Below are 16,906 nucleotides of genomic sequence, written 5' to 3' on the forward strand. Positions count from 1 at the left end.
TATGAAGATGGCCCCGATCGGGGCCATCTTCATATCGTCAGGCCCGCATCAACAATGGCCTGCTTTTACTCCGCCCCACTGGCCTGGAATCCGACGGGCGTTGACAGAGTATCGATCTCCTCCGGTCAGAGTAAATGAACGACCCGCGCCTATGCCTGGCGCGTTGGCCGGTGATCGAGGCGGCGGTGCGTCGCCTGTATCCTATAAAGTCGTCGCCTTGGGATGGCGCAACGCGGGACACCTACAAAGTGCTAGCGATCAATTGCTGGTGACGCCTTTATCCGGATTCTTTGCCGGACGGCGAACCAGCATCTGGTGCTAACTCACATTGAAGCGATCAGTATGGAGATGATCGATACGTCGAGCGCTGCTTCGCTGACGTGCATCACCACTCGATGCTTTGCTCGGTCCCGTCAAAAAGTATGTTCTGCACTCCGTGACCGCCCGCCAAACGCGCCCCAAAATGTATTTTTGAGGCCATGTTAGGATAGGTCCCTGTCCGCGGTCCGACTACCAATCTACGCTCCGCGTCATGCCATCGTATCGGAATACGAGCAGCGGCACCGTGCTTGTAACCATCCCCGTCACCGCCATCGTCGTACAACGTGAAATGGCCGTCACGACCGGCAAAGACACGCAGTTCTATTACTTTGGGGCGGGCTGACGCACGGTCGATGCCGGGCGTCATCGGCAGGATTGCCCCCGCCCGCGCGAAGACCGGCACATGGTCGAGCGGGGCCGGAACATCGATAGTTTGGCCGCCGACATGCCGCTCCTCGGACGCTATGTCGTACCAATCCTGACCGGCGGGAAGATAGACCGTAACCACCTTTAACTGTGGGATCACCATTCTCGCGACTTGAGAGGGCGTAATCCATTCAAACCACAAGCTAACGACGTCGGCGGTTGGCTGGCGCTGCTCCAGCTTGAAAACGTAGGATTGACCGGCTTTGAGGGAAAGTGGAACTTCGTAGCGTGCGTCGCCATCATGCTCGCGAAAAGATACCGCCCCGTTCGCGCCATCGGCTACCGCCGCCTCCGCAACGCCATCGATCACGGTTCGGCCTTCGAGAGATAGTCTGATAGCGCCTTTCCCCTGCACGACGAGCCTATGTACGCCGCTCTCCTCCGCACGTAATCGGCCGGTCCATCGGATCGAATAGGGCTTGCCTGCAAGCGCGCTGGGCAGGTCGCCAGACCAGCTCATTTTCAATTCGTCCGTCTGGCGCGATGACACGCGACGCTCAAAGTTCGCTCCTTCATAGAAGGCGATTTCTGCCGCAGGCGCGTTCAGCCCCTTTACTGCGCGGCTCGGTAAAAACTCTTGAATGTTTGCGGGGGAATGCTCGAGCGGCCGATCGACGACGCGCACCAACAGATCGTGCCCAACCATGAATTGCGCGGGATGATCGCGCGTCGCCATGTCGTCGGGAAAATCCATTACGAGCGCGCGAAGGGGCGTGCCGCCGGCTAAGGCCGCGTCTGCCGCGAGTGAATAATGATAGGGCAATAGCGAATAGCGTAATCGCAAAGCCTTCTCCAGCGCGTCGTACACGGGTGTTCCTGGCTCGCCGAACTGCCACAGCTCGCGCGGGACATGGGTGCCGTGCGCACGAAATACCGGAAGAAAGGCGCCGAACTGGAACCAGCGCACATACAATTCGGTATAGGCCGGATCCGCCAGCCCGCGCGGGTAGCGATGATTAACCAGAAAACCGCCGATATCGCACGTCCACCACGGTATTCCCGCCATCGCGAACTGCTGAGCGGCGAGGATCTGCGCCGACAATGTGCCCCAACTTGCAAATATGTCACCCGACCAAGTGACTGCGCCAAACGCTTGCTGCCCGGCGTAGGCCGAGCGGCTTAGGATTACCGGACGCTTAGACGGCACGTCGCGCTCGAGCCCTTCGCTCAAGCCCTTAGACTGGTACCAAGAGAAAGTAAGCAGGTTCTCGGCGATAGGCCCGGCGGCGCTTAGTCCGTTGGCAGCAAATGCGGCAGCAGTGCCGTAGCGTTCCCCAGTCGACTGGAATTCGGGCTCGTTGCCATCGGTCCACAAGCCGTCGAAGCCATGGTCGACGATCCCGCGTTTGACGTGTCGCCAATACAAATAACGTGCAGGCGCCGAACTGACGTCGAAAACGCGACCTCCGCTCCAGTGCTTTGATGGGAAAAGGTGCTTCGCCGCCGCCATCTCGCGGTAAATAGCGGTCGCTGTACCAAAAGCGGGCCAAATCACGACGACCACGCGCGCGTCAAGCGTGTGAACGTGTCGGACCATAGCGCTCGGGTCAGGGAACGTCTTTGGATCGAAGGTCATTCCGCCAAACTGATCGTTCTCGCCCCAATAATGCCAATCTAGAACGATTGCGTCCAGCGGTAGTCTGCGGCGCCGATATTCGTCAACGACGCCAGTCAGCTCGGCTTGGCTTTGGTAGCGCTCCTTGCTCTGCCAGTAGCCGTACGCCCACTTCGGCAACAGCGCGGCGGCCCCGGTCAGCGCGCGGTAGCGGCCAATGACCGCGTCCATATCAGCACCGAGGCAGACATGGTACCGGATGAGATCGCCTGCGACCGAATGGTAGCCAAGTGCCGTTGCGCGCGAACGGAAATACGCCGCCGTGCCCGTGTCCCACAACAGGCCCCAGCCGCCTGTTGATGTAAGAAACGGGTTAACCGCATCGCTATTGGCGTGGGCAAGAAACACGTCTTCGTCACGATATTCGGCGACTGGCGCGCGGAACTGCCCGAGGCCGTGTAATCGCTCGGTCGCGCCAATGGTGAAGCCCTGCCGACGTGCGGCGTCCACGCCTGGAATCGGGGCTGGTTCTACGCTTTCGGCGATACGGATCGTTCCGGCGCCGTCGCAAAAGCGGAGGCGACCATTCACTTTATCTATTTCTACGATGACGCCCTCGCCTATCAGGCGGAGCACATGTGCGTCCTCTACGAAACGAACCGTCGGGGAGTCCGCCCCATCGTAGGCGAAGAAGCCACCACCCAGGGCTAAGTTGGCCGCCGAGCATTTTACGACGCTTGCGATGCCCGCGAGCGGTAGTCGAAGATCGGTGATGTCGCCATCGTGGTAGAGCCGCACACCATTTGCATGCCGTTCTATCCGCGGCGCCAAATCCCTTGCTCCCGCCAGCGCCCGCCCCATCGCGAGCCCGGCGCTGGTCAGCGCTGCGCTGTGAAGCAATGCACGACGTGTCGTCGCGAACATCGTCATAAGCCTTTCCCCTCGCGATCCGGATTGCCGCGATGATCCTAACAGACCCAGCTTGATGGCCTCCGTCAAGAATTTATAATTCAATTTGGTTTCTTTTCGATATGCTTGATACGGTAAGCTTGGGCGAACAGACCCGGCGACAGGGAGAGCGATATGACAAGGCATACGGTGGCGGCTTTGACGACGACAGCGTGGGTAGTGCTACTATGTGTTGCACCGGCCTATGCGCAGCTATATGGCCCGGTCAACGCCGACCTGCCTTTGGGGGGAGCGTCGATCGACTACCCGCTCGCGCCTGCGGCCGAAGCGCCGTTTGCCGCTAGCGCTTGGACAATCGCAGCTTGGGTTGAACCGAACATGCTGCCGCGCGGTGTTGCGCTTGTCGCGGGCTTTGGCGAGACGGGCCCACGTCGCTACCTTGCCCTCATCGACGGGCGCCCGGCGCTCATAACCGAGGCGGGCGTCCTAACTGCCAGCGTCCCGCTTGCGAACCATCACTGGACACATGTTGCGGCGACATGGAAGAACGGTGTTGCAAGGCTGTTTGTCGATGGCCAGCAGGTTGGGCAACGCGAGCTTTCCGCTAAAGCGGTCGCATTGGTCGCGCATCTAGCGCCCCGCTCACGCGGAGCAATATTTTCCGGCCGAATAGCAGGCTTCACCCTGTCGGCCGAGGCCATACAACCAAGCGCCGTGCGTCAGGCGGCGGCGCAGACGCCCGATTTCTCCTTGCTTACGTTCACGCCAGGTAGCCCAGAGTGGCCGATCCAGACTCATCAGCAAATTGGCCAGGTTTCGCCGCAGGACGCTTGGACTTTGCCTACATCCAGAGCACCATTTAGCCCGCCAGCCGGCAAGCCGGGTCCTTCAGGCCTGACGTTAGTCGCACGGGATAACGGGCACTGGGACATAGCGCGTTGGCAACTTGCTGCTGCTCCAAGGGTAAATTTGCCTGGCGCGGCGATCAGTCGAGCGGGCTACGACGCACGCGGTTGGTACGAGGCGACAGTGCCCGGCACGGTGCTGACCACGTTAGTTGATCGCGGCATCTACCCCGATCCGGCTTACGGCCTGAATAATATGGTGATTCCTGAGTCGCTGGCGCGTCAGGACTACTGGTACCGTAGCGAATTCGATGCATCCGCGATGGGCAAGAACAGGCACCAGACGCTCACATTCGAAGGCGTGAATTACGCGGCTGAGGTGTGGCTGAATGGAGCACCAATCGGCAGCATGAAAGGCGCCTTCGTGCGCGGTCGGTTCGACGTGACGGGCAAGCTGCTGCCCGGCCGCAATGCGATTGCGGTGAAAGTATCTCCTCCCCCGCATCCTGGCTTGGCGCAGGAGGAATCGCTCACCGCAGGCAACGGTGAGAACGGCGGGATGATGATGCTCGACGGGCCCACATTCGTTGCGACGGAGGGATGGGACTGGATACCCAGCATCCGCGATCGCAACACCGGACTGTGGCAGGGTGTAACGCTCACCGAAACAGGCGACGCGACACTCGGTGATCCGCAGGTGGTTACGACCCTTCCCAAGACCGATAACAGCATCGCCGAGGTCGAAATCGCAGTGCCGGTCTCCAACGCCAGCGACCATGCGGTAACCGCCACAGTGCGAGCTTCGTTCGACGATGTCACTGTGGCAAAGCAGGTCGCGCTTGCGCCTGGCCAATCAATCGACGTTTCGATGAAGGCCGCTGACTTTCCTCAGCTAACGGTTCGCCATCCACGATTGTGGTGGCCCAACGGCTACGGTGCCCCCGCGCTTCACGACCTGACGCTTACCGCCAGCGTCGAGGGCGGGACGAGCGACACTAAACATATACGCTTTGGCATGCGCCAAGTGACTTACGACATGTCGCTGATGGACCGTCACGGCGTGCTGGAGCGGGTGGGAATCGACTTATCGCGCGCGCGTCAACTTAGGCAACGCATCGTCGACGGATCACACACCGGCATCCGAAAGGTAGCAAATGGCTGGGCGGCGAGCCTCGTCCCGGGTGCGGAAACATCACCGGCTGTGCGACCAGTTACCGACGAGGACGGGCTGACCCCGTACCTCGTGATCCGCGTCAACGGCGTGCGGATTGCAGCGCGCGGCGGCAACATCGGGATGGACGATTTTATGAAGCGCGTCGGCCGAGAGCGCTTAGAGCCGTTCTTCCGGTTGCACCGTGACGCCCACCTTAACATCGTTCGTAACTGGGTTGGACAGAATACCGAACAAACCTTCTACGATCTTGCTGACGAATATGGCTTGATGATCCTGAATGATTTTTGGGAGTCCACTGAGGACTATAATGTCGAGGCGCAGGATCCGGCGCTTTTCATGACCAACGCGACGGACGTGGTAAAGCGCTACCGGAACCACCCATCAATCGTGGTCTGGTTCGGGCGAAACGAGGGTGTACCGCAGCCGATCCTCAACGAGGCCCTTCAAAACCTGATCGAGAAGGAAGACGGAACGCGCCTGTACATGGGCTCGTCGAACCGCATCAACCTTCAAAATAGCGGGCCGTATAACTGGCGGCCCGCGGTCGAGTATTTCACGACCCACGCAAAGGGCTTTTCCGTCGAGAGCGGCACGCCCTCATTTCCGACTTTGGAATCGTGGAAGCGCGCGGTCCCTGAGGCTGACCGGTGGCCGATCAGCGATACCTGGGCCTATCACGATTGGCATCAGCTCGGGAACGGCGGCGTCAAGACCTACATGGATGCCCTGACGGCACGCTTCGGCGCCGGTACCAGTCTCGCCGACTTCGAACGCAAGGCGCAGATGATGCAGTACGAGTCATACCGTGCAGTGTTTGAAGGAATGAACGCTGGTTTGTGGCGAGAGAATAGCGGCCGTATGCTCTGGATGACCCAGCCTGCGTGGCCATCCTCTCACTGGCAAATGTTTTCCTCCGACTATGACACGCATGCCTCGTTCTACGGGGTGAAGAAGGCGGCAGAACCGTTGCACGTCCAGATGAACCTGCCGGACCACAAGATCGTCGTTGTAAACAACCGCATGACCGACCTCGGTCGGATCACGGTGCATGCGAAGGTCGTCGACCTCAACGGCCGAGTGCTTTCCGAACGCAAAGCGACGATCGCCGCGCCCCGAGAGTCGGTAAGCGACGCGTTCACGTTAGATCTCGCGCCTGCGCTTGAGCACGGTGTGGCTCTGGTACGGCTTGAGGCGAGCAATGCGAAGGACGGTCTGCTATCGACAAATTTCTACTGGCAAGCGAAGGACGACGCCGCGTTCCGGGCTTTGAACGGGCTCCTGCAGGTGAACCTGGGGATGGTCACAGCAAGCCGGGTTGATGGCGACGAAACGGTTATGTCGGTCACACTGACGAACACGACCGCGACGCCTGCGATCGAGACCAAGCTGACGATCGTGAACGCCGATGGCAGTCAGGTACTGCCAGCCTACTTCAGTGACAACTATGTTTCACTGCTGCCCGGCGAGCACCGTGCAATCGAAGTGCGATACCCAACTGCTAAGGCACAAAGCCCCCATGTGAACCTGCGTGGATGGAACGTCGCTGCCGCAGGAGCGCCTGCCAAGTGAAAAGCGTCCTCGTTGCCAGCATCATCACAGCTGCGCTCGCCGGGCTGCTGTTCGGGTTCGACACCGCAGTGATTGCAGGCGTCACGGCCGATCTTCGGCATGTCTACAGACTGACACCCGAGACGCTCGGCGTGACCGTTTCGGCTGCCTTGTGGGGGACGCTGGTCGGTGCGCTCGTTACCGGCGGCCCGGGGGACCGGTTCGGCAGTCGGCGCGTATTGGGCGTTCTTGGACTATGCTACGTCACAGCAGGAATCGGCTGCGCGCTGGCTACTGACTGGAGCGCGTTCTTGACTTTCCGCTTCGTTTGCGGACTCGCGATCGGCGGATCGTCCGTACTGGCGCCGGTCTATATCGCCGAGGTCGCTCCGCCCGCTCGACGAGGGCTGCTGGTCGGCCTGTTCCAGCTCGCCATCGTCGCCGGCATCCTCATCGCCTATCTCAGCAACGCTATCGTCGCCGTGCTCATTGATCATGAGGCTTGGCGTTGGAAGCTCGGAGTAAGTGCGGCGCCGGCGATCGTCTTCGTGGCGCTGCTGTTCCGTATCCCGGACAGCCCGCGCTGGCTCGTAGCGCGCGCAAGGGTCACTGAAGCGAGGGTGGCATTTGCGCGCATCGGACTGTCTATCACAGATGCGGATGAAGAGATTGAGCGCATCACTGGGGCGCTTGCGATCGGCCAATCAAATGGCAGGCTGTCGTGGTCTTTGCACCGCCGGCCAATCGTGCTCGCTGTAGTGTTGGCTGCCTTCAACCAACTCGCCGGTATCAACGCGGTGCTATACTATCTAAACGAGATCTTCGCACGCGCGGGCAGTCTGTCGCCCGACCTGCAGGCGATCACGATAGGCGCTGCGAACCTCGTCTTCACCTTGCTTGGGATGGTGCTGATCGACCGTATCGGGCGAAAACCGCTGTTGGCTACCGGAGCGGCAGGTATGACTTTTTGCCTGTCAATCGTTGCATTAGTGCTGTTTGGGCGGATCGCCGGCTTTGTGCTGCTTCCAGCGCTGGTCGGGTTTATCGCTTTCTTCGCGACCAGCCAAGGCGCGGTAATCTGGGTCTATCTTTCGGAGATTTTCCCGCAAGACGTACGCGCACGCGGCAGTGCGCTTGGCGCAAGCACACACTGGCTGTTCAACGCGGTCATCGCTGGAGTTTTTCCGACGCTAGTAGCATGGTCGGCGGGGGCGCCGTTCGTGATCTTCGCCGCGGCAATGGCCGCGCAATGCATCGTGGTCCTCCTGATTTTTCCAGAGACAAAAGGCATCGCTCTCGATGCTATTAGCGAGCGTATGGCATGACGGACACTTTGCACGAGCAATTCACGGTCGGCGTTAGCCAGAAGCCGACGCGCCGAGACGCGATCGGGTCCATTGGTGCCGCGCTCGGCTTAACGACCCTGCCAGCAGCAATCCGCCCCCATCGCCCGGCGGGGCTGGTAAGTGTAACGGGCATGCGCTTCGAACTCGGTAGCGCCCCATATCGTTACATGGGAACGAACATGTGGTATGGTGCCTACCTTGGCGCTGACGCCGACTATGGTAACCGGGACAGGTTGCGGCGGGAACTCGATCGGCTGCGAGTACTCGGGGTCGATAATGTCCGGGTCATGTGTGGATCCGAAGCCTCGCCTTTGAAAGGGGCTGTCACGCCGACTTTTCGTGATCGCAGTACTCGCTTTAACCAGCAGCTGCTTGGCGGACTTGACTATCTACTGGTCGAGTTGAGGCGGCGCGACATGCGCGCCGTAATGTGCATCAACAACTTCTGGGAATGGTCCGGCGGCATGCAAGCCTATCTCTACTGGGCGAATGGCGGCCATTACGTAGACGAGAACGATCCCGCCGCGCCATGGCCCGCCTACGCCGACTTTACCGCTCAATTCTACGCGAATACCCGTGCGGTAGCGATGGCGGACGACTACGTCCGCGCAATCGTAGGGCGCACCAATAGCATCTCCGGCAGACGCTACGTCGAGGACCCAGCGATCATGGCATGGCAGTTGGCAAACGAGCCTCGGCCAGGCGAAACTGCCGCGAAAGGATATCTGCCGGCCTACGCGGCATGGATCAGATCGACCGCGCGCCTGATCAAGTCGATCGATCCCCACCACCTCGTCTCGACGGGGGGTGAGGGCGTGATCGGTTGCCTAGGAAGTGAGGGGTGCCTGACGCTCGCTACCCCCCCGGAGATCGACTACATGTCGATCCACATTTGGCCGAAAAACTTCGGCTGGATCAACGTTGACGATTTGGCGGGCTCGCGCGCCGCAGGGCAGGCTAAGAGTCGATCCTATATCGACCAGCACATCACACTGGCTACCAAGCTCGGCCGTCCGCTAGTGCTGGAGGAGTTCGGATATCCACGCGATGGCGGCAGCTACGACCCCGCCGCGACAACGATAGAACGCGACACGTATTACCGTTTCGCAATGGACGCGGTCGTAGAAGATGCAATGCGAGGCGGACCTCTGTCAGCAGTCAGTTTCTGGGCGTGGAATGGCGAAGCCCGCGCACAGCACTCCGATTATGTCTTCCGTGCCGGTGATACAAACTGGCTGGGCGATCCTAGCCACGAGCCGCAAGGCTATTACGGCGTATTTGATACCGACCGCTCCACTCAGGCCGTCATTCGTGAATACGCTACGGCGCTACGCCGGATCGGCTGAGTTAGAAAAAAGGGCCCATCCGGCGTGTCTCCGAATGAGCCCAGCATTGCCCCGGGAGGGTAAGGGCAAAGGTCGTTTGGTTAGTTTCGGATGCGGACGCCGACCGTCAGCCGCCGTTCAAAAACGCTCTGCTGATAAAACTGATTCTTAAACTGCAGATATTCTTCATCGTTAGACCGGGTCAGGTTGGTGCCCTGGACGAAGATCGTCGCATTCGGCAGAATGTCGTAGCTGGCCGACGCGTCTAGATATCCGACTGGCTTCGAATAGATCGCCAGCGCATTCGCGTTCGGCGCGTTAGTCAGGTCAATGCCGTTGACATATTGAATGCCGGCAAAGCGTGTGCTGCGCCAGTTATACGCAACACGCGCTTGGATCGGTCCTTTCTGGTAGAAGCCAATTACGTTGTATTGAAACTTTGAATTGTCCGGAACCGGTAGTTGATGGTTGAACAAATCAACGTTTGAGCTCTGGCTATCCGAATAAGTGAAGTTTGCGTTGGCACCAAAGCCACTCAGGAAGCCAGGTAGGAAGTCGAACTGCTGCTGGTAGCCAACCTCGACACCCTTGATTTTGCCGCCCTTGCCATTGCTGGTGGTCTGGACAACGCCGCCAGCACGGACGACGCCGTCCTGGTCGGCAATCGGCTGGATCAGTCCGATGCTTTGCGGAAACGACTTGACGTCGAAGAGGAACGCCGCCGCGCTGAACAGGCCGCCCTTGCCGAAATAGAATTCGTAGGATGCGTTGTAGTTGGTCGATTGATAAGGTTCGAGCCCGGGGTTGCCCGACGCGCCCGACAGGAAGACTTGGAGGTTTTGCGGAACAGGCAAGGGATACCGGCCGTTGTTGGCACCGTAATACAGCACCTGACCCGCACCGAGGTCGAACAGGTTCAACTCACCGACGACCTTGGCGGCCGCCAGGCGCAGCTTCATCCTACGATTAAGATCGAAAGTGAGGTTTGCTGCCGGCAAATATCGGTCGATCTGTTTTTTGTTTGCAGTGGTGCCAAGATTAATAAACACGCCGTTGTAGTTACCACCAGTTCCAATGAACCGGTTCGGGTCAGTGGTATTGGCAAAGACTGTTCGGGTGGTCGTAATGAACCGCAGTCCGATGTTACCAGAGATGCCGATCCCAGCGATGCCTTGCTCGGATGCAAAGTTCAGCTGCGCGTAGGCGCTCGCGTTCTTTTCCTTAACGCGGAAGCTACGGGTCGGGTCCTGATACTCCGCGTTGCCCGGGAACAAACTGTTCTGGAACGCAAGCGGGTCGCTCATCGCATTAGGGTCAATCCCGGGAATGCCCGCCGTGGGCACGCCTCCGAAGATGAAACTATTGTACTGTTTGATACGGTTACCAAGCGCCCCAAAGGTATAAATTGGGAGCACAGAGCGGCCTTCGATCGCTGGGGTGCCGGTCTGAGTGATGCCAGCGTCCTTGAAATAGTAGAGGTCGCCTGGCTTCGCGAGCGTGCCGATACCGGGGACCGTGACTGGTGCAAGATATTTAAACTCCGACACCGTCACGTCACGCACGTTGTAGCGTATGCCGGCGTCGAGCGTCTTCAAGAACCCATCGCCAGGAAAGGTGAAGGTGCCGTCAGCGCGGAAGGCATCGTTCTTGGCACGCCGGTGGTCGCCATAACCCCACGTTGAATACAGCTCCCAATTGGCCGGGTTCGTCACGTCGGTCCCGAAGGCGAGCGTCGGATACTTCGTCGTGTAATCAATGCCGACATTCACCGCTTGGAAGCCGGTCGGGTTCTGCAGCTGATAACAAGAGGCCGGCAGCAGATTTGGATTTTGGTTGCCTTGGCATTCCGGCGCTACCCCTCGCGGAAGCAAGTTGCCAGTCTCCGGCTTGGAGTCGGCTTGTGACGACACTGAATCGCGCTTTGCATCGGCGTGAACCCAGCGCAGCGTCCCCTTGAAGTTGCTGCCGTTGTTATAATTCAGTTCGAGATTGGTATTGAACGTGCGCGACTTGGAATTTGTGGCTAGGCTGTTCTCCGCAAAACCGGGCAGCGCGAAGTTTGCGACGGTGACAACTCCGTTGGAATCGACTTTAGATCCCGCAAGAAGCGGTCGGGGCGCATAGCCGCTGTTGAGCTGAAGGTTGACGGCGCGTGTGCGGTCGTCGAGCTGGGTATAAGCGCCATCTGCCGTCAGCGTAAGTTGATCAGTAATTTTGTACTGTGCGGAGGCGTTAGCGCCGTACCGCTCGCGTTCGGTCGTCTGGTTAGATGCACTGACGACCGCGGGTTGATAGACATAGTCACCATTAGCCGGGATGTTGGTCGAGCCAATGCGGCCGTTGCCGCGCAGGTCGCGGCCCGACAACGCGTCGGTTGAGACAAGCCAGCTGTTGCCGGTGTCAATGCGAATGTTAGCGAGGCTTGCCTTCGAGTAGGATCCCGCAACAAGCAGGCCGAAGCGGTCCGTATGGTAGCCCGCAAGCGCCGAGTAAGTGGGGTTGAACTTTTTGACGCGGTCGCCGTATTCGCCCTCAGCTGAGCCGGACAGTGTAATGCCACGCTTGAGGTCGAACGGACGCCGAGTTTTCAGATCGATAATACCGCTGATGCCACCTTCTAACTGACGCGCGGTCGGTGACTTGAACACGTCGACGCCTGAGAAGAGCGTTGGAGGTATGTCGGTGAAATTGGGCTGTGCATTGTCGATGCTCTGGCCGCCGAGAAACGACTCCCCGTTGAGGGTGACCAGCACCTGTCCCAGGCCACGAATATTGACGCCGCCGCCTTCACCCGCAGTGCGGTCGATCTGCACGCCGGTTACGCGCTGCAGCGAGTCAGCGATCGTGGTGTCGGGCAATTTGCCGATGTCCTCGGCAACGATGGAATCAACGATCTGAGCTGCCGAGCGCTTGAGGTCGACGGCAGCCTTCTGGGCACCGCGGACCCCGATGACTAGGATGTCGCCGCTATCGCTCGCTGACGTTGCAGTAGCTTCGCTACCATCGGCTTGCGGAGCGCCGGATGCTGCCGCGCCAGCAGCTGGGCTAGTGCCAGGTACGGGTTGCGTTTCAACTCCGCCCTGTGCCGGCCCGGACGTCTGCGCAACGTTGGCGCCTTGAACGGTGCCTGTACCAGCCTGCGCGAGAGCCGGCTGCGTAATGGACAATGTTATCAATGATGCGGCACTTGCCAATAACTGCCGACGGTAAAACCGGTTCGGATTTTCGCTAATCTCGTTCATCACATTCCTCCCTTTGGCACAGCTCGTCCATGCAACAGCGAATTTCGTTGCCGACACAGTCGAACAGTTTTCATTATCTGATTGTTGGGAATGCAAACCGAACGTGCCGCATTCCAAGCCCCGAGGTCGCCTGCCCCGGACATCTCGGCCGCCATACGGTCGCAAAATACCCTGCGGGCAAATTCGCATTGCACGGTCCACATCCTCCCGTAGCCGCTTCGATGGCGGCTTATTTAGCATTGATGCCGCCGAAGCGGCCTGATCGTCAACTATTAAATACAAGAACTTTTATTTTTTAATCGTGGTGAAGTTGCCGAGCTGATGGCGGCGAGGCTTCCGCTGGGATTATCGCAAAAAATCAACACACTAGTCGGGCGAAAGGTTTTCTTACAGTCGCGCCGCGCCACGCACCCCAGAGGAGTCGCCCCAGCGCGCTGGCACGATTCTCCCATCCCAGGCGCCGCCAAAAACGTAACGGCGTACGACAACGGGTACTCGCTGGTACAACTCAGCCACGTTAGACATGCCGCCGCCAAGAACGAAAACTTCCGGATCGATAATGTTTACGATAAGTGCAAGCGTTCGCCCCAGCTGATCGACGTAGCGCTCAAGGGACTCGATAGCAGCCTGGTCCCCGCCTCTCGAAGCGGCGACAACAGCTGCGGCCTCGATTTTTTGACAACTGTTCGCTTCGTGCGCGCGGGCAAAACCAGTGCCGGAAATCCACGCCTCCAAACATCCGTGTTTACCGCACCAGCAAAGCGGTCCTGGGTGCTCATCTACGGTAAGCCAAGGGAGTGGGACGTGACCGAATTCGCCACCAATGCCGGACGCGCCTTCTACAATCCGCCCATTTATAACGACCCCGCCCCCAACACCGGTACCAAGGATGACGCCCACCGCAGATTTAGCCCCTATGGCGGCTCCATCTACAGTTTCTGAAAGCGCTAGACAGTTTGCATCGTTCGCCATTCGCACTTCTCGCCCGAGTGCGATCTGCAAATCCTCCCTAAATGGCCGACCGTTAAGGTAAGTCGAATTCGCATTTTGCATTAGCCCTGAACGCGGACTGATCGAGCCAGGTACACCAATCCCAACTGTGCTGATCGCGCGCTCTCCCGCCCCGCCCGCCTCCGCCTCGGCACGGGCTATGACAGCGCAAACATCGCGGATGGCGAGATCATACTCCCCGGGGTTCGGGGTCCGAACCCGGCTAAGGAAGTCTCCCTTCTCATCGAGTACAGCTGCCTCGATCTTTGTTCCGCCAAAATCAACGCCGACACCCATCACTTCAGCCTGCCACATTCTGGCTTGGCCTGTCCTTGTGTAGCAATCATGGTAAGCCCCTCATCACGCATGTTGGTTTCCGCGTGCAAAGAGTGGCAGAACTGCATGGATAAATAAAGTCAGTTGTAATATTATAATTGTGCGCGATGGTTTGGGTCGAGATACAGAAGTGGATGAATATGCTAGAAGACAACTCAAATGCGCTCCCCGATCCGGCCTCCAAGGCGCGGGATAACGGCGGTCCGCTTGGTGCCCAAAGCCGGTCCTCACGCTTGTCCAACGGCTTGTCCGGCACGAATCTGGAACGGGCGGGAGACTACAATCTGCGGACGGTGCTGCAAGCAATACGGTTGCGCGACGAGACGACGCGCGTCACGCTCGTCCAAGAAACTGGGCTGACAGCACCCACTATCGCTAACATCACGAATCGGCTCATCGACAAGGGGCTTGTACGGCTGACCGGGCGCACAAAAGGGGGGCGCGGCCAACCTGCACTTAAGCTGCAGATCGATCGAGACGGAGCCTTCGGAATCGGCCTCAATGTCGATCGTGATCATCTGACCTTAGTCGCACTTGATCTGGCGGGAGAGGTCCGCAGCCGCATTACGCAAGAGATTGCGTTCGCAATGCCGGTCGATGTCGTGGAATTCGTTCGGAAAAGGCTCGACGAGGTCATCGCAGCGGGCGGCGTCGACCGTAAACGGGTTCTAGGGGTCGGCGTTGCGATGCCAGACGATCTAGGCAGCATCGCCCTGCCCGGCAGCCCACCTGAATACGCGACCTGGGACGATGTCGCCATGCCTGCCCTACTGCGCGAGGTATTGCCGTGGCCAATCCATACCGACAACGATGCTGCGGCCGCTGCCCTGGGAGAGGCTCACTGCGGTACAGCCGCTGAAAATCCCAGCTTCTTTTATCTGTTGATCAGCGCTGGCTTAGGCGGCGGATTGGTGATCGATCGGAGCTATCATCGTGGCGCTACATCGCGAAGCGGCGAGATCGGTCTTATGCCAGATCCCGGAGCCGTCACGCCCGGCGCAGTCGTGCAAGATATTGTTTCGCTATCAACGCTTCACGCCCGCCTCACCGCTGCCAAATGCCCAGTCATCAACAACGCGCAACTGGTCGGCTCCAACGCGGCGGTGAACGCAGTCGTCAAACACTGGCTGAACGATTCTGTTCGTGCGTTGACGATGCCGCTGATTGGTATCAATTGCCTGCTCAACCCAGACGCAATCCTGATTGGCGGACGGCTGCCTGTGCCGCTCATTGAACGGCTAGCGTCCGAATTGGGGAAAGCATTGGCGGCCGTCGACGTGCCGTCCCACGCCCGAGTGATGCCCGCGGTCATGGCGCAGGACGCACCTGCAATCGGCGCGGCGATCCTTCCTTTTCTCGATCACGTCCTGCCCTCCGACGCAATCCTTATTAAAGCTGGACGCTGACGACCGTATAAACGGGTCCATCGTCATTAGGCGCCAACTAAATTCAGATAATTCTATTTCATCGCAGCGTTTTAGCCATTATGACCTGCTCCCCATTTCCAGGACGTGTCGGACAGCGGCGGCGAGCCGGAGGCCGTCTTCACCCGCTACGAGATTCTTGACGAGATCATGCTTTATTGGCTGCCGAACGCGGGTGCGAGCTCTGCGCGACTGTACTGGGAGGGCGCTCGTGAAATGATGGCGGGGGGTGCGCCCCCGTCGGTCTTGCAGACGCCGACCGGAATCAGCATGTTCCCCGGAGAGCAGATCCGCCTTTCGCGTCGTTGGGCCGAGCGACGGTTCGCGAACCTCGTACACTTCAACGAGTTGGAGCGCGGCGGACATTTTGCTGCGCTCGAACAACCCGAGCTGTTCGTCGACGAGGTTCGGGCGACTTTTAGGTCGTTACGCTGACTTAAGGCTCGTTACGTACGTGGCGGATGGATAGTGTGTGAGCAGTACGCCGATCATAGCTCCGCGGGTGCTTTGGGCAATTTGAGCGGGCGCATCGCGAGCGCCTCGTCGCCCGCGGCGCGCACGTCCGAGCGCTGGTACGGCCGGACACCGCCGAGCACGCACTGGCTACGCTGAAAAGTCGGGTCAGTTCGGTCGCGGCCGCCAATCCCGGCGATGTCGCTGCGATTGCCTGGTCTCTGGCGTGCGTCGTCTCCGCGCGAAACGGGCTGCGCGACATGATGATCGATCACTGGGGCGCGCTGCTCGACGCCGCAGTCGAAAGCGCCGTTTGCTTCCCTGGATCGGGAGACCATCGTTAGGCTCGTATCGGTCAACATGCTTGGCGGCATAGGTCTCATCCATGCGGTTTTCCGGTCCTCGTCGAAACACTATCGTTGATCCGCTTTCAGCACCGCTTCGGCATGCTTCGGCATGCTTCGGTGCGCCAGGGACGGCGGTCTATTTGGTCACCAAGCACGCCCTGAAAGGGCTGGGCGAGGCTCCAAGCGGCGAATTTGCTCGTCTGGGTTCCGCGGGGTCGCCCTCTTTCCCGGGATCGACACCGGGGTGCTGTCAGCCGAGCACAAGCCGATGCTGCTGGATGCAGGCATGTGGCATCCACTGCCCGCCGGCGCGGTCGCCGAGCCCGCTTTGGACCGCTTATCACGGCGACCAGCTAAATCAGCTTGTTCCGGCCGAGTTCGCGGAACTGGGTCATAAAGTAGCGCGCAAACCGACGGGGGGTCGTGATCGCCGAATCGGCGGGGACCCTTCTAGAGAAACGGCTTTTGAGACGAACCGGCTTTCGATCAAATCATGATTTCGCGCCAGAGCATCGAAATTACTATCCAGCGTTTTCGTCGAATAGCGCGTTGCCTTGCGCACCTTCGCTGATGAAGCGGATCTGCCGCGAACGCCTTGAGCGCAGGGGGAAAGCCAGAGACACTCGCAGGACGACACCGATAGGCAGTCCGACGCGCCTAACTGG

The 16,906-nt window shown here is 59.4% G+C and carries 9 protein-coding genes; 5 read left to right on the forward strand and 4 right to left on the reverse strand.

Translation table 11 applies throughout. The annotated features are described in order from the left end of the window. Positions 1-385 precede the first annotated feature (385 nt). Positions 386-3,316 carry a TIM-barrel domain-containing protein gene (locus tag L8K25_RS20645; protein WP_242140900.1) on the reverse strand — a complete coding sequence of 977 codons (2,931 nt, stop codon included), beginning with the start codon at positions 3,314-3,316 and terminating at the stop codon, positions 386-388. 69 nt (positions 3,317-3,385) lie between these two features. Here L8K25_RS20645 and L8K25_RS20650 point away from each other — a divergent pair, with 69 nt between their 5' ends. The 3 genes from L8K25_RS20650 to L8K25_RS20660 are packed head-to-tail and all read left to right on the forward strand — an operon-like array spanning position 3,386 to position 9,470. Further along, positions 3,386-6,799 (forward strand): LamG-like jellyroll fold domain-containing protein, encoded by a 3,414-nt coding sequence (locus L8K25_RS20650; protein ID WP_242140901.1) that lies wholly within the window; start codon positions 3,386-3,388, stop codon positions 6,797-6,799. Next, positions 6,796-8,103 carry a sugar porter family MFS transporter gene (locus L8K25_RS20655; protein ID WP_242140902.1) on the forward strand — a complete coding sequence of 436 codons (1,308 nt, stop codon included), beginning with the start codon at positions 6,796-6,798 and terminating at the stop codon, positions 8,101-8,103. The genes L8K25_RS20650 and L8K25_RS20655 overlap by 4 nt, the downstream gene beginning before the upstream one ends. Then, entirely contained in the window at positions 8,100-9,470 is a 1,371-nt protein-coding gene (locus tag L8K25_RS20660) for a mannanase (protein ID WP_242140903.1), read from the forward strand. The genes L8K25_RS20655 and L8K25_RS20660 overlap by 4 nt, the downstream gene beginning before the upstream one ends. Before the next feature lie 80 nt (positions 9,471-9,550). Here the strand turns inward: L8K25_RS20660 and L8K25_RS20665 are convergent, their stop codons facing one another. Continuing rightward, positions 9,551-12,691, reverse strand: a complete 3,141-nt coding sequence (locus L8K25_RS20665; RefSeq protein ID WP_242140904.1) for a TonB-dependent receptor — start codon at positions 12,689-12,691, stop codon at positions 9,551-9,553. Positions 12,692-13,078: 387 nt separating this feature from the next. After that, positions 13,079-13,996 carry an ROK family protein gene (locus tag L8K25_RS20670; protein ID WP_347341167.1) on the reverse strand — a complete coding sequence of 306 codons (918 nt, stop codon included), beginning with the start codon at positions 13,994-13,996 and terminating at the stop codon, positions 13,079-13,081. A gap of 155 nt (positions 13,997-14,151) precedes the next feature. On the opposite strand from L8K25_RS20670, the gene L8K25_RS20675 reads away from it, so the two are divergent. Then, positions 14,152-15,423, forward strand: coding sequence for an ROK family transcriptional regulator (locus tag L8K25_RS20675; protein WP_242140905.1), 1,272 nt, complete (start codon positions 14,152-14,154; stop codon positions 15,421-15,423). Between the two features lie 105 nt (positions 15,424-15,528). Beyond that, entirely contained in the window at positions 15,529-15,876 is a 348-nt protein-coding gene (locus tag L8K25_RS20680; RefSeq protein ID WP_242140906.1) for a hypothetical protein, read from the forward strand. A 53-nt stretch (positions 15,877-15,929) separates the two neighbouring features. Here the strand turns inward: L8K25_RS20680 and L8K25_RS20685 are convergent, their stop codons facing one another. After that, positions 15,930-16,256: a hypothetical protein gene (locus L8K25_RS20685; RefSeq protein ID WP_242140908.1), complete on the reverse strand. Its 327-nt coding sequence runs from the start codon at positions 16,254-16,256 to the stop codon at positions 15,930-15,932. Positions 16,257-16,906: the final 650 nt, after the last annotated feature.

The sequence above is a fragment of the Sphingomonas sp. TREG-RG-20F-R18-01 genome (assembly GCF_022662475.1).
Taxonomy (GTDB): domain Bacteria; phylum Pseudomonadota; class Alphaproteobacteria; order Sphingomonadales; family Sphingomonadaceae; genus Sphingomonas.